Source organism: Martinezella sp. CNPSo 3957 (assembly GCF_057784395.1).
In genome coordinates this window covers 169,980-182,691 of the sequence record NZ_JBXSOU010000007.1, presented here as the reverse complement: position 1 = coordinate 182,691, position 12,712 = coordinate 169,980, and the positions used below count along the sequence as shown (strand labels likewise).

Below are 12,712 nucleotides of genomic sequence, written 5' to 3'. Positions count from 1 at the left end.
GGTTCGCAACCGCAAACTGTAAGCATATACTAACCCAGTTCATCAACGATCGGGTTGCTGAGAATGCCGAGCCTGTCGATCTCCACCTCCACGACGTCTCCCGGCTTCATCCACAGCGGCGGCTGCCGCTTGGCGCCAACCCCGCCCGGTGTGCCGCTGACGATGACGTCGCCCGGTTCCAGCCGCGTGAAGCTGGAGCAATATTCGATCTGCCGGGCGATATCGAAGATCATCTGGCCGAAGGTCGCATCCTGGACGACTGCCCCATTGAGGCGCGTCTGAATGCGAAGATCGGGCAGCGGACCAAGTTCGTCCGGCGTCATCATCCAAGGCCCGAAAGCACCGGTGTCGGGAAAATTCTTGCCCGGTGTGAACTGATGCGTATGACGCTGGAAATCACGCACGCTACCGTCATTGTAGCAGGCATAGCCAGCAACGAATCCCATAGCCTCGTCGCGGGTGATGTAACGGCCCGATTTGCCGATGATGACCGCCAGTTCACCTTCGAAGTCAAGCTCAGTCGAAACCCTGGGGCGCATGATCGGGGCGAGATGGCCGGTCTGGCTATTGGCATAGCGGGCAAAGATCGTCGGGTTTTCCACCTCCGCACGCCCCGTCTCCTTGCGATGCATTTCATAGTTCAGCCCAACGCAGAGGATCTTGTCGGGATTGGGAATGACCGGCAGCCATTCGATTTCACCAAGCGGCGTGACGGCAGAGGAGGCGGCGGCTTCGGCAACGCCCGCCAGGCCGGCTGCTACAGCGGATTTGAGATCGGCATAGCGCGACGCAAGAACCGCGCCGACATCGAGGAAGCGATCGTTTTCAATGACGCCCCAGGTCGTGCGGCCGGCTATTCTGACGGTGGACAGTCTCATATGGTCTTCTCCTTGAGTGCTGGAAGTGGCGGACTGTCAGGCCCGCTGCATGTGATCGGAAATACGGCTGCGCTCGCCGAAACGCTGAATGGTGCGGTCGGGGAAGATCAGCGCGAAGGCGGAAATCGCACCGATGATGAGGATCGCTGCGGTAAACATCATCGCGTTCGCATAGCCATCGGGCAGATGCTCGGGGCCGGCCCGCTGGACGATCATGCCGGTGACCGCATTCGATGCGAGGGCGGAAACGGCATTTGCGGAATAGATGACCACGATGAGTTTGCCGCGTTGAACCGCCGGAGCGACAGCGCCGAGCGTAATCGGGCCATAGATGGTGGTGAGGCTCGGCGCCGCAAACGCAATCGCAATCAGCACAAGCTGCAACGCGCCGGTGGCATGGACGGAGCCAATCAGAGCGAGACCGCTGACGAGCAGAGCGTAGCCCGAGGCGCTGCCGAGCGCCGTGCGCTTGCTGACACCGCGCTGAAGCATACGCTGTGCGATCCAGGAGCCGATGAGCAGAAGCGGCGACTGGAAAATGTAGACCGCGGAGATTACGCTGCCGGTCTGCACCTGGCTGTAGCCCAGCCCCTGCTGCAGGAACGGCGGCAGCCAGGTCGCGGACATGCCGACGATCCAGTAGGACATGGTCGACATTATGATGACGCCAAGAACCGTCGGATCGAGCCAGAGTTTGCGGGCGGGGATCGGTGCCTCGGAAGGCTGGCTTGCAGCGGTCTTTTCGTTGCTCGCCGCATAAGGGCCTTCGCCACCGATAAACAGCCAGGCGAAAATCCAGCAGATACCGATGACACCGCAAAACAGGAAGCCGGTGCGCCAGCCATACTGGACGATGATGTAGGTGAGCAGTGGACCACCCGCGAGCAGGCCGACACTGATGCCCTGCAGAACGACTGCGCTTGGAACGCTTCGCTTCTCCGGGCTGAACCAGTTATGCGCGGCATGGAGCGCCGTCGGCAGGCCCGGCCCCTCACCAAGACCGAGAAGAATACGGCAGATCACCAGAACCGTTACGGAACTGGTGAAATAGATCGGGATCTGGGTCAGTGACCAGATCGCCGCAAGCGCCACCAGGATCCACTTGATCGGCACACGACCTATGACGAACAGGCCGACAAGTACACCCGAAATCGAAAACAGCAGAAAGAAACTACTCCCGATTAGACCGAACTGCTGCGGTGTGATCTGCAGTTCCTTCATCATCGGCACCGCCGACAGTCCAAAGACGAGCTTGTCGAAAAAGTTCAGCGTTTGAAACAGGAAGAGCAGGATGAGCACCGCAAACGGACGCCAAGAACTGCCTTTCTGGATTGCTGTATCGGTCATGTTTCCCTCCCAAAAACCGTATCAAGACGTCATCAGCGGATCGCGCGGTGTCTTATGCGAGACGCCGATGCAGATCCGAAAGTTGCTCACTGAGATCGGCGAGCGATCTTGCTGCACCGAAAACGTAATGGTCCGGACGGACGAGAGCGGCGATGACGCCATGCCGGTCGAACCAGGCCGAGAGCACACCATCCTTTTCCCGGAGCACCAACGGATCGATTGCGTCTGCATCTTTGGACACGACAGCTTTCACCACGATCCCATCGATGGCTCCGGCAAGTGCTTCTCCCTCGCCTGCTCCGATCCGGCGACCGTCGAGAACCAGCCGCCACTCCGGTCCGGTGAACTTATCCAATAGGCGCGGTAAAGTGCCTTCCATGATTACCGGCTGCGGGAAGAGCAGCCCTCGTGCCGGGGTGCCTTCTTCGGCGATCAGCCCATTCTCGATCGGCGGGACGATTTCCTGCCGAGTAATGGTAAGAGGCCGACCGCCCCCCTCCGCAAGGATGCGGGCATCACGCGCGGCGGCAGCCTCCGGATCGCGTTCACAGATCGTCTGGCCAATCGCCTTGATCTTGCCGGTCAGCGTCTGCACATGCCGCTTGCGTTCCACCGAGTAGGTATCCAGCAGCCCTTCGGAAGACTGCCCCTTCAGGATGCGGTCGAGCCGCCAGACGAGATTGGAAACGTCGCGCAGGCCCTGACACATGCCCTGTCCGATAAAGGGCGGCTGCTGATGTGCGGCATCGCCGGCGATCAGCACCCTACCCCGCCGCCATTCGTCGGCCACCAGCGCATGAAAGCGGTAGGCGGCGGCACGCCACAGCTCGCCGTCTTCGGGCAGCAGCCATGGCGACAGCAGCCGCCAGACATTGTCGGGTTTTTCCATCTCGCGTGGGTCCTCGCCTGGCAGAAGCATGATTTCCCAGCGGCGGTGATTCTTAGGCCCCATAATGTAGCTGGTCGGACGCGCCGGATTACAGAACTGAGCCGAAGTCTGCGGTAGTTTCGAAAGCGCAGCGTCGTGCACCTTCACATCAACCACGAGCCACGGCTCGTCGAAGACGAGATCCTCGAGCTTCATTCCCGACAGTTCACGCACGCGGCTCCACGCGCCGTCGCAGCCGATCACATATTTCGCTGCGATCCTCTGGCTCTTACCAGACGAATCCCGAAGCGTCGCCACCACTTCATTCCCCTGAGGATCGAGATCGACCATTTCCGTGCCAAGTTCTATCGTCACGCAGTCGAAGCTCTCGGCATGCCGTCTCAGCACGGCTTCGACCGGAGGCTGTGTAAACACCATGCTCGGGGTGTAGCCGAGCGGATACGGTTCCGGCACCATGTCGATGCGGCGAATGAGCTGTCCCTCCGCGCCGAAATGCTGGGACGCCGTGAACGGCGCGATATGGGGAAGCACCTCATCGGCAATGCCCATATTATCGAAATGGCGCAGGATTTCGTGGTCGAGCGCGATAGCGCGCGGCTTGTCATAGATACCGGTCAGCCGATCGACGACGAGCGTGGAATGGCCTCGCGCGCCGAGCATGCCGGCGGCCACCGCTCCTGCCGGGCCGAAGCCGACAACCAGCACGTCATAGCGGTTCAAAATTTCACTGTCGTTTGTCACAGGCATGCCTCTGCAAATGTCTATTGGGCGCATCAGGCGCCGGAAAAGCCGATGGAAATCTGCGCCGTCTTGCAGGCGTCGCTTTTGGGAGGCGCGATGCCCCAATGATCCGTCCGGCCGGGCGGCCAGACCCATTCCTCAGGACCTCGGACGCGATAGGAGTCGTCCACCTGCAGGACTTCGGCGGTATATTCGATCACCGCGCCTTGCGGATCGACGAAATAGGCAAAGACATTGTCGCCGGGTCCATGCCTGCCGACACCCCAGCCGATCGGATAGCCGTGATCGACGACGCGCCCAGACCCTCGCATGACGGATTCGAGATCCGGCATCAGAAAGGCGACATGGTTCAGCCCATTGACCGGCGCCTCGGCCAGCACGACCGCATGATGGTCATCGTTGCAGCGTAGGAAGGCCATAAGCTTCGACCGGTCCGTCAGACGGAAACCGAGGACATCTCGGTAGAAGTCCGCAAGCGCCTCGATCTCGACACTGTTGATATTCACATGGGCAAGCCGCCCCGGGCGGTTGGCAACCACACGCCCCTGTTTGCGGCGGTCGCCGTGTACGAATTCCAGCACGGAGCCTTGCGGCTCGCGGATGACGAAACGTTCGCCGCCAGCCGGACCATCGGCGGGTCCGATGTCGCGCAGCACGGTACAGCCTGCGGCAACCGACTTTGAGAGAAGCGACGCCAGCGCTTCAGCCGTGCCGACGCGAAAACTAATCTTGCGCAATTCCGAGCGGCCGCTTTGCTTCAGTTCCAACACATGAAAATCATCGCCCGTTGCCGCCAGGAAAATCTTGTTCTCCGCTTCGGCGACGACATCCAGGCCCCAGACGCGGGTATAAAAGTCAACAGACGCTGCAAGATCGGGCGTACCCAACTCGACACTCCGCAGGGCGGAAACAGGAAAATTGGTCATCTGATCAAACCTCATCCAGAGCGAGGAAAGCCCGCGCGTTCGCGAACGTCAGGCGTTGACGCAGTTCGAGATCGGCGAAAGCCTCGTTGATACGTGCAACAGGCTCTTTTTCGCGAAAATTGAATGGATAGTCGGTGCCAAGCAGCACCCGCTCCTGGCCGAAAACGGAAACCAGGCGCCGCAATGTGTCCGTATCGAAGACGAGCGAGTCCACGTAAAGGCGCCGCGCCTGCGCCGAGGGCGCTTCCGGCATGATGTCCTTGACCGCCGGAAATGCAGCATAACCCTGCTCCAGGCGCGGCAGCAGTGAGGCAAATGTGCCGCCGCCATGGCTAAAGGCGATCCGCAGCTTTGGGAATTTCTGAAGCAGCCCGCCAGTGATCACTGATGCGGCTGCCAGACCCACATCGGTCGGATAGCCGAGCACCTGCTGAAGCGGTGCCGGCCCGAGCAACCGCTCCATGCCGGTCGGGCGCACCGCATGCACGAAGACTGCCGCATTGAGCTTCTCCACCTCCGCAAAGAAGGGATGGAAACGAGGATCGCCGATCGGCACGCCATTGATATTGCTGCCGATCTCGACCCCGCGAAAACCGAGGGTGCCGACCGTGCGGTGAAGCTCGCCGATCGCAAGGCCGATATCCTGCAGGGGAACGCCGGCCAGCCCGACGAAACGCCTCTCGCCTTCGGCAACGATCGCGGCAATCGTATCGTTGACATATCGGATAAGATCGCAAGCTGCATTCGTTTCGATCCAGTAACCAAAAAGTTCCGGCATGGGAGAGAGAGCCTGAGTGCGGATGCCGGTCCTGTCCATGTCTTCAAGCCGCCGTTCGGCAACCCAGCAGGCATCGCTGACCGTTCGATAGGGCTTGCCGTCGATGACGACGGTGGCATGGCAATCGCCCGAGGCGACCATCGAAGGAAAGCCGCGCACCGGTGTGCAACCGGCTGGCGGCGGAAAACGTGCCGGCACGACATGACAGTGAATGTCTATGCCGTAGCAGCTGCAAACGCTGTCAAACCGCGCCGTGCTTCGTTTGTCTTCGCCCACACTCTCCTCCTGTGTTCCCTTTCGAATAATATCCATAAACTGTCATGTAAAGCAAAAATTTATAAATTGTGCGAGTTGCATGTCATCGTGTATAAGAAAGCTGATTTGGACAACGGACCCGATATGGACGCAGACGCGCTGAACAGGAGGCCGGAGAGCCCCGCAACACTGGCAACCAGCATTTACGAACGACTGAAAGGCGACATTCTGTCCGCGCGCCTGGAGCCCGGCCGCAAGCTGCAGCTGCGTTTTCTGATGGAGCACTACGAAGCAGGACAAACCCCCTTGCGGGAAGCGTTAAACCGCCTCACGACCGAGGATCTTGTCATCGGCAAGGAGCAGCGCGGCTTCTTCGTAAAACCGATCAGTCTTGAAGAGCTGGGGGAGCTGACCAAAACCCGCTGCTGGGTGGAAGGTCTGGCCTTGCGGGAATCGATCGCAAACAGCACGTCGGCGTGGGAGGAAGCCCTACTCGTGGCGCACCACCGGCTAGAGCGCGCGCCGCGCTCTTTGAACCCGGAGCGGTTCGAGAGCAACCCGGAATGGGAGCGCCTGCATCGCGCCTTTCACGCACAGCTCATCGGCGGCTGCGGTTCGCGACCGCTGATCGGCTTCTGCGAACAGCTCGCCGACCGGCTTCATCGTTACCGCTCGCTTTCGAGTCGCAAGGCGTTTCGTGTACGCAAGGTGGCACAGGAGCATGCGGATATTCTAAGAGCCGTACTCGATCGGAATAGTGACGAGGCTGTACGCCTGCTACAGCGACATTACGAGCAGACCGCCGATTTCATTAGGACCGACCTCGAAAGCGAAGGCCCGGGCGCGGCCGACCCAACAGTCGTTAGGTGAGCCGCGTCCGGGCAACGAATTCAGCGCTTCACGATGTCATAACGCGTCATCTTCATCGTTGACGCGTCGATCATTCCCATGAACTGCGATGCTGCGGGTGCGGTTGCGAAGCTGTCCATGGATGCTTGTGCCGCTTCGGCTGATTTCCAATGCACGATCACGAGCCATTGACGGCCGTTTATCGCGGCTTCCCGCGAAATGAAACCGGGCTGCTTGCTGACATGCTGATCTTCGATGGCTTTGTCGACTTTCGCGAACGTGTCCGCTGACACGCCATCCTTCAAGTTCATCGTCACCACTTCGACGACATGTTTCTCTTGAGCCATCACAACACCAGACATTGAAAGTAGAAATAAGAAGGAAATGGACAGAAGGAATTTCATCTCGCCCTCCCTAGAACTTTCCGTTGTTATGAGCCATCTGAGCCGGGATCGCGGAAATCGTATCCCAATGCTCGACAATTTTCCCATTCTCTACACGGAAGAGGTCGAAGAAGGCGGTTGGCGTTTCACCCAAGCTACCCTCCGAAGCGGTGAACACGAAATTGCCCTCGGCAACGATCAAATGCGTCTTGGTGTAAGCCATTGACTGGCCGGCCGCAGCCATTGCCTTCAGCGCCTCGCCCAAACCCTCCAATCCGTTGCCCACCATCGGGTTGTGCTGGATATAGGTCTCGGTCGATATATAATCTGTGATCTTCTGTGGTGCCGTGCCGATGAGCACGTCATGAACAAAGTTTTCGACGAGCGCACGGTTTGCGGCGGTTTTGGCGAGGTCCCGGATGTCGGTCGCGCCGTCTGTCATCGAATTGCCACTTACCGTTTTCGACGCTGGTACGGCGGCTTGCAGATTGTCCCAGTGTTCGGCGAGCTTGCCATCTTCGACACGGAAAACGTCAAATGCGATCATGGTTTGGCCCCCGAAGGCCTGTGCATTGTCGTAGGTCGAGTGCAGAACCACCAAATTTCCTTCCGCCAGGACACGGTGGGTAATAGTCGTCAGGCCACTTTCCTTGAGCGCGGGCAGGAACCCGAGGATAGGAGCGGCACCTGTGGGTACAGCGGGGTTGTGCTGAATGTAGTCTTCCTTGAGAAGGTGACCTGCAGCTTGTGGATCAAAGTCTGTGAACAGCGCTGCTACAGCGCTCTGCACTATTTCTTTTGGGCTCATTTCGAATTCCTTTCATTGTTAGCATTAGGAGGCACGGGAGCTCGCCATAGAAACTGTGAAGTTCGTACCAACGACAACTCACTAAGAGCCGATGAAATCGCCCCAAAGAAAGCGATAGGCCATCGGAGTTATTTACCACCGGAGCCTCCCCTCCAAATCGAAAAGCGACTTCAGAACTTCACTTCCGCGAATTTAGCACTGGCGATTATCCGCCGAAACAGCGATTATAGCGTCTCAGTTTCGCCAGGATGAAGGCAATCGAGATGGATAAAATTGACGGGATGCGAACCTTTGTCGCTGCGGTCGAGTCGGGATCATTCGCGGCTGCAAGCGTTCGGTTGGGCATTTCTGGCAAACTCGTCAGTAAGTACATCGCAAAACTCGAAGCCGACTTGGGAATGAGTTTGCTTCATCGTACGACCCGATCTATGTCATTGACGCACGATGGTCGTATCTATCTTGAGGGATGCCGGCGCGTTTTAAACGAACTCGATTTGCTGGACATGTCCCTTGAGGCATCAAGCGGCCTGAAAGGCACGTTGCGTGTCGCCGCACCGCTGACTTTTGGCGAAACGGTCGTCGCTGCTGCCGCTCTCGATTTCATGGTCGACCATCCTGATGTTACGGTCGAGCTGCATTTGTCGGATGAATACGTCAATCTCGCTGAAGAAGGTTTCGATCTGGCCGTGCGCATCGGCACGTTGAAAGACTCAAGCCTGGTGGCTCGAAAGCTCGGAGAGGCGAAGCTTTTGGTTGTCGCCGCTCCGTCCTATATTCAACGCCACGGTAAACCGGAACATCCTGCCGAATTGTCCAGTCACATTTGCATTCGCGACGCAAACAACCCTGACCCTAACCGTTGGCCCTTCCTGGTCGAAGGAAAGCAGATTCACGTCCCGGTGACTGGTCCCTTCATCTCCAATAGCCCTCCCGCATGCCTTGTGCCCGCGCGCGCGGGAAAGGGAATCTTCATCTGCCCCGATGTCTTTCTAACTAACGACCTCAGGGAGGAAAGGCTGGTCCAACTTCTCACTCCTTTTCCATCAAGAACGATCGCGATCCAGGCCGTCCAGTTACCATCGGCCTTTAGCAAACCCAAGGCCGCCGCATTCATCCAGGTTTTAAAAAAGCATATGAAGATCTGAAGACCGAAAGCGCGGTTGCGCTGTCACTTTCCATTTAATTTTGAGAATCCCGACTCAACGATCTTATGCTGGGGAGCGAGAAAAAGGGGGCAAGAAATTTGGTTCTGTCGCAAATTTTCTGCGGGGGGAGCGCGTTTCCGGTTGACGGATTTCAGGCGGCTCTGTTGCAAGAATTCCGGTTGGTTGGAGAGGTCCTGTTTTCTCTGCCGTTACGCGGCCTGACCTTCGAGATTTGAAGCGAGTAGGGCGACGGCTTCCGTCAAGGCGCTCGGTCCGATACCGAAAGCGCGTTCAACGATGCGAGCTTCTCCACAGATGTCGCCGCTCAGATTGAAGATGGATGCCTGCCCCTTGCGCAAGGCGCGTATGACCTCAAAACCTTTGATTGTCGCATAGGCCGTTTTTAGCGTTTTGTATCCTCTCACCGGTTTGATCAACTGTTTCAGTTTGCCGTGATCGGCCTCTGCGACATTGTTCAGGTATTTGATCTGCCGATGCACCAGCTCTTCCGCGCATTTGCCTTCGGCCTTCAGTGCTGAAATCGCGATGCCGTAGGTCGGGGCCTTGTCGGTGTTGATGACAGCCGGCATTTCCCAATCCTTCAAACCATTTACGGCTTTGCCAAGAAAGCGCTTCGCTGCTTTGGCATTCGGGGTTGGCGACAGATAGAAATCGATCGTGTTGCCGAATTTGTCGACGGCTCGCTATAAGTACGTCCATTGCCCGCGAACCTTCACATAGGTTTCGTCGACGCGCCAGCTTGTTGACTGCGGTCGACGCCAAGACGTCCGGACGAACGACGGCGATCTCGTTGGCAAAACGACGTCCGAATTTCTCTGCCCACGGCCGGACCGTTTGATGCGAAACCGTGATGCCACGGGCGACAAGCATGTCCTCGACCATTCGCAGACTGAGAGGGAAACGGAAATAGAGCCAAACGGTGTGCGCGATGATTTCGGCGGGAAAGCGGTGGCGGCGATAGAGCAGATCACGGTTCGTCATGGCCCGTCATCTCACATCAATGTCCGTGTTTCCTTAAGTTTACAAGGCCCTTCAAATCGTCATCCACACGCAAACACTTTCACAAGAGTCCGGCCAACTGCCGCACAGGTCAGCTATCAGTTTTCAGGATGAGCCGAAGCAGGAACGCGACGATAGCCAGGGACATCACGCTGGCTGCCCAGATCGCGATCATCCACCCAAGGCGCTTCCAGATCGAAGAGGTTTCAGCCGGCATCAGTGATATCCATGCACGCCCGCCTTGCCGCGGAAAACCCAATAGGCCCAAGCCGTGTAGATCAGGATGATCGGGATGATGATCATCGCCCCGACCAGCATGAACCACTGGCTCTGGGGTGGCGCCGCCGCGTCCCATATCGTTACCGATCGCGGCACGATGTAGGGATAGATGCTGATACCGAGCCCGGAAAATCCCAGCAGGAAGATCGCCAGCGCCATGACAAACGGCACCCGCTCCATGCCGCGCCTAAGGCTCCAGAAAAATAGTGCGGCGGAAATCATGACGAGAAGCGGAACCTGCGCCGTCAGCAGCACGCCCGGCATAGCGAACCAGCGACGCCAGTAGTCATAGGTGAGAAAGGGAGTGGCAATGCTCACCGCCGCGAGAGAAACAAGCGTTGCGATACCGAGCCAGAAGGCCAGTTTGCGGGCATGGGCCAAGCTGGTGCTTTCTGTCTTCCAGACCAGCCATGAGGCCCCGAGCAGGGCATATCCGATCACCAGCGCGACACCCGTGAGGAGACTGAAAGGGCTCAGCCAGTCGAGCCACCCGCCGGCATAAGCCTGATTTTCGACATGGAGCCCCTGCAGAATCGCGCCCAACATGATGCCCTGCGAAAACGCAGCGACCAGGGACCCGAGGGAAAAGGCAGCATCCCAGAATGCTCTATGCCGGGGATGACGCCAGCGAAACTCGAACGCCACACCACGAAATACCAATCCCAGCAACATGGCGATGACAAGCGGATAGGTGGCCGGCAGAATGATCGCATAGGCGAGCGGGAAGGCCGCAAAGAGCGCACCACCCCCAAGCACAAGCCATGTCTCATTGCCGTCCCAGACGGGCGCGATCGAGTTCATCGCCTGATCGCGCTCATCGCCCACCGCAAATGTCGGGAACAATATGCCGATCCCAAGATCGAAACCATCCATGACGACATAGGCAAAGACCGCGAAACCGATGATCATGGCCCAGACGATGGTGAGATCCAAATATTCGGTCATGATCAATCCTCCAAAGGCAGCGCGGCGCCGAGACTTGGGGCGGGTGTGATGCCCGCTGCGCGCTGCGGCACCTGGGGCGGCTCGCTTTCATGCGGTTCCGGCGGCTTGGACATCAGCCGCAGCAGATAGAAGATGCCCGATCCGAAGGCGAAAAAATAAACGATCACAAAGGCCAGAAGCGAGACTGCAACGGCGGGGGCGGCAAGCGGCGAATGGGACTCGGCCGTTCGCAGTAGTCCGTAAACCGTGAACGGTTGACGACCGACCTCGGTCGTGACCCATCCCGCGATCACGGCGACAAATCCCGCAGGCCCCATGCACACGGCCGCCCGATGCAGCCACGCCCATTCGTAGAGCTTCCGTCTGTAGCGGGCGAGAAGGCTCCACAGGCCGATGCCGAGCATCGCAAATCCGAGCGCCACCATGATGCGGAACGACCAGAAGATGATAGGAGCCGGTGGCCACTGATCACGCGGAAAGTCGTTCAGTCCCTGCATCGGCGCGAAAGGATCATGTTTGAGGATCAGCGATCCGAGATGCGGGATGGCAATCTCGTAGCGTACCCGCGCTTCCTCGTTGCTCGGCAGACCGAAGAGGATCAGCGGAGCGCCCTCGGCATGTGCTTCATAGTGGCCTTCCATTGCGAGGATCTTAGTCGGCTGATGTTCCAGCGTGTTGAGACCGTGTGCGTCGCCGGCGAAAATCTGGATCGGCGTGACGACCGCGGCCATCCACATCGCCATCGAGAACATCTTCCCGGCCCCGCGATTGGAATGGTCCTTGAGCAGATGCCATGCTCCGACACCGCCAACGACAAAGGCCGTGGTCAGGTAGGCTGCCAGCACCGTATGCACGAGGCGATAGGGGAAACTGGGATTAAATATGATCGCCAGCCAGGAACCCGCCGGCACGAACTGTCCGTTCGCATTGATCTCAAAGCCGGTCGGCGTGTGCATCCAACTGTTGGCCGAGAGGATCCACGTTGCCGAAATGAGCGTGCCGAGCGCCACCATGCACGTGGCAAAGAAGTGTAACCCTTTGCCGACCTTGTTTATTCCAAAGAGCATCACTCCCAGAAATCCGGCCTCGAGGAAGAATGCCGTGAGCACTTCGTAGGCCATCAGCGGGCCAATGATAGGCCCCGCCTTTTGAGAGAATACGGACCAGTTCGTGCCAAACTGGTAGGACATGACCACGCCGGAGACGACGCCCATGCCGAAGACAACAGCGAAGATTTTCAGCCAGTAGCGATAGAGATTGGCGTAGACGCCGTCTCCCGTTTTCAGCCAGAGCGCCTCGAGCACCATGAGGAAACTCGCAAGCCCGATCGAAAAGGCCGGAAACATGAAATGGAACGAGACAGTGAATGCGAACTGGGCTCTCGCTAAAATGACCGCGTCTAGGTTCTCAAACAACGTCCGTCTCCCTGGCTAAGATCGGTTCGAAAGTGACTGTTGCTGGCGCTTTCT

Annotated in this window: 12 protein-coding genes and 1 pseudogene; 2 read left to right on the top strand and 11 right to left on the bottom strand. The window is 58.3% G+C overall.

What is annotated here, in order from left to right:
* Window positions 1–29: 29 nt before the first annotated feature.
* Genes AC13QE_RS18150 through AC13QE_RS18130 form a run of 5 tightly spaced genes read right to left on the bottom strand, consistent with a single transcriptional unit; the run spans window position 30 to window position 5,835 of the window.
* Complete coding sequence (locus AC13QE_RS18150) at window positions 30–878, bottom strand: fumarylacetoacetate hydrolase family protein (protein WP_488484723.1); 849 nt, start codon at window positions 876–878, stop codon at window positions 30–32.
* Between the two features lie 36 nt (window positions 879–914).
* Complete coding sequence (locus AC13QE_RS18145; RefSeq protein WP_488484722.1) at window positions 915–2,225, bottom strand: MFS transporter; 1,311 nt, start codon at window positions 2,223–2,225, stop codon at window positions 915–917.
* Between the two features lie 52 nt (window positions 2,226–2,277).
* Window positions 2,278–3,861 carry a bifunctional 3-(3-hydroxy-phenyl)propionate/3-hydroxycinnamic acid hydroxylase MhpA gene (gene mhpA, locus AC13QE_RS18140; RefSeq protein WP_488484721.1) on the bottom strand — a complete coding sequence of 528 codons (1,584 nt, stop codon included), beginning with the start codon at window positions 3,859–3,861 and terminating at the stop codon, window positions 2,278–2,280.
* A gap of 26 nt (window positions 3,862–3,887) precedes the next feature.
* A complete protein-coding gene (locus tag AC13QE_RS18135) occupies window positions 3,888–4,781 on the bottom strand; it encodes a VOC family protein (protein ID WP_488484720.1) in 894 nt (297 codons plus the stop codon).
* A gap of 4 nt (window positions 4,782–4,785) precedes the next feature.
* Window positions 4,786–5,835, bottom strand: a complete 1,050-nt coding sequence (locus tag AC13QE_RS18130) for an amidohydrolase family protein (RefSeq protein ID WP_488484719.1) — start codon at window positions 5,833–5,835, stop codon at window positions 4,786–4,788.
* A 123-nt stretch (window positions 5,836–5,958) separates the two neighbouring features.
* On the opposite strand from AC13QE_RS18130, the gene AC13QE_RS18125 reads away from it, so the two are divergent.
* Window positions 5,959–6,684, top strand: a complete 726-nt coding sequence (locus AC13QE_RS18125) for a GntR family transcriptional regulator (RefSeq protein ID WP_488484718.1) — start codon at window positions 5,959–5,961, stop codon at window positions 6,682–6,684.
* A gap of 20 nt (window positions 6,685–6,704) precedes the next feature.
* Here the strand turns inward: AC13QE_RS18125 and AC13QE_RS18120 are convergent, their stop codons facing one another.
* Together AC13QE_RS18120 and AC13QE_RS18115 are read right to left on the bottom strand one after the other, a co-directional pair.
* On the bottom strand, window positions 6,705–7,067 hold the full coding sequence (locus AC13QE_RS18120; RefSeq protein WP_488484717.1) for an antibiotic biosynthesis monooxygenase family protein: 363 nt from the start codon (window positions 7,065–7,067) through the stop codon (window positions 6,705–6,707).
* A gap of 10 nt (window positions 7,068–7,077) precedes the next feature.
* Window positions 7,078–7,854 (bottom strand): nuclear transport factor 2 family protein, encoded by a 777-nt coding sequence (locus AC13QE_RS18115; protein ID WP_132718704.1) that lies wholly within the window; start codon window positions 7,852–7,854, stop codon window positions 7,078–7,080.
* 263 nt (window positions 7,855–8,117) lie between these two features.
* Here AC13QE_RS18115 and AC13QE_RS18110 point away from each other — a divergent pair, with 263 nt between their 5' ends.
* Entirely contained in the window at window positions 8,118–8,999 is an 882-nt protein-coding gene (locus AC13QE_RS18110; RefSeq protein WP_488484716.1) for a LysR family transcriptional regulator, read from the top strand.
* A 209-nt stretch (window positions 9,000–9,208) separates the two neighbouring features.
* Here the strand turns inward: AC13QE_RS18110 and AC13QE_RS18105 are convergent.
* The 4 genes and pseudogenes from AC13QE_RS18105 to AC13QE_RS18090 form a co-directional block, all read right to left on the bottom strand.
* Window positions 9,209–10,001, bottom strand: a pseudogene (locus AC13QE_RS18105) (IS6 family transposase).
* A 109-nt stretch (window positions 10,002–10,110) separates the two neighbouring features.
* The gene (locus AC13QE_RS18100) at window positions 10,111–10,236 is read right to left on the bottom strand and encodes a DUF2474 domain-containing protein (protein ID WP_488484715.1); all 126 of its coding nucleotides are present in this window, start codon (window positions 10,234–10,236) and stop codon (window positions 10,111–10,113) included.
* Window positions 10,236–11,243 carry a cytochrome d ubiquinol oxidase subunit II gene (cydB, locus tag AC13QE_RS18095; protein WP_488484714.1) on the bottom strand — a complete coding sequence of 336 codons (1,008 nt, stop codon included), beginning with the start codon at window positions 11,241–11,243 and terminating at the stop codon, window positions 10,236–10,238. Before cydB ends, AC13QE_RS18100 begins: the two co-directional genes overlap by 1 nt.
* A 2-nt stretch (window positions 11,244–11,245) precedes the next feature.
* Window positions 11,246–12,658: a cytochrome ubiquinol oxidase subunit I gene (locus tag AC13QE_RS18090; RefSeq protein ID WP_488484713.1), complete on the bottom strand. Its 1,413-nt coding sequence runs from the start codon at window positions 12,656–12,658 to the stop codon at window positions 11,246–11,248.
* Between the last annotated feature and the right edge of the window lie 54 nt (window positions 12,659–12,712).